Below are 1,197 nucleotides of genomic sequence, written 5' to 3'. Positions count from 1 at the left end.
AGGCGCGCCGCGCCCAGGTTGGCGAAAAGAATGTTGCGCGAGCTGGTATCGACCACCCAGACGGCCTCCTGCAGCCCGTCGAACGCAGCCCGCCACAGGGCTTCGTGCTCGGGCACCATCACAGGCCGGTCTCCTGCGGGCCGGGGTCCACGGCACGTTCGAAAAAATAGCAGATGCGCTGCCGCGGCGACAGGTAGTCGAGTGCCTCGCGCGGCAGCTGGGCCGGCTTGAGGCTGCGCCGTATGCCCAGCTCGGGCACGGTTTCCAGGTCGAGCACTGGCGCNCAGGCCGGTCTCCTGCGGGCCGGGGTCCACGGCACGTTCGAAAAAATAGCAGATGCGCTGCCGCGGCGACAGGTAGTCGAGTGCCTCGCGCGGCAGCTGGGCCGGCTTGAGGCTGCGCCGTATGCCCAGCTCGGGCACGGTTTCCAGGTCGAGCACTGGCGCCTCGGCCTTGGGCACGGCAGGGTCGTGCACGACCACCCGGGGCCGCAGCGGACGCGAAGAGTTGACCGACACCACCATCGCGTAGCGGTCGTTGACCAGCTGCACGATGGAGCCCGGCGGGTAGACCCCCATCATGCGGATGAAGGCCTCCAGTGCCGCCAGGTCGAAGTGCGCCTTGTACTGCGCAAACAGCACCGACAGCGCCTCGTGCGGCGTCAGCGCCTCGCTTGCGCGCACCGGGTTGCACAGGCCATCGTACCGGTTGACCAAGGCCAGGATGCGTCCTGCCTTACTCAGGTCTTCGCCCAGCAACCGCAGGGGAAACCCGCTGCCGTCGGCCATTTCGTGGTGCTGGGCGATCGCCGTCAGCACGGCACTTGGCAACCCCATGCGCTGCGCCAGCGCCACCGACTCACCCACATGGCCCTGAAAACGCGCCACATCGGCGGCGGACAAGGCCTCGATCGGCTGGGCCAGATGCAAAGGCAGCTGCATCTTGCCCGTGTCGTGCAGCAGCGCCGCCAGGCCCAGTTCATGCAACTCGCCTGCCCCCATACCCTGCGCCTTGCCCAGCAACAGGCTGAGCACCATCACATTGACCGGATGCAGGGCACTGCGCTCGCCCACGCCCTCGGACAGCAGGCGGATGACGGATTCGCCGTTGTCCAGCAGCTCGGCCACGCAATCGGAGACCAGCGCTTCGCTGGTCGCGCGCGCCTGCGCGAAATCGCTTGGCGCCACCTCCACGAGG

General features: G+C 68.1%; 1 protein-coding gene. It reads right to left on the bottom strand.

The features are described 5' to 3' along the window. Nucleotides 1-1,197: HD domain-containing phosphohydrolase (locus QZH66_RS16480; protein WP_305806955.1), on the bottom strand; the 1,197-nt coding region annotated here is incomplete at both ends.

Origin of the sequence: Stenotrophomonas sp. YIM B06876, assembly GCF_030711595.1 — a bacterium.
GTDB lineage: Bacteria > Pseudomonadota > Gammaproteobacteria > Xanthomonadales > Xanthomonadaceae > Stenotrophomonas.
Note: the sequence above shows the minus strand (reverse complement) of the source record. Positions and strands in the feature narration are given on the sequence as shown.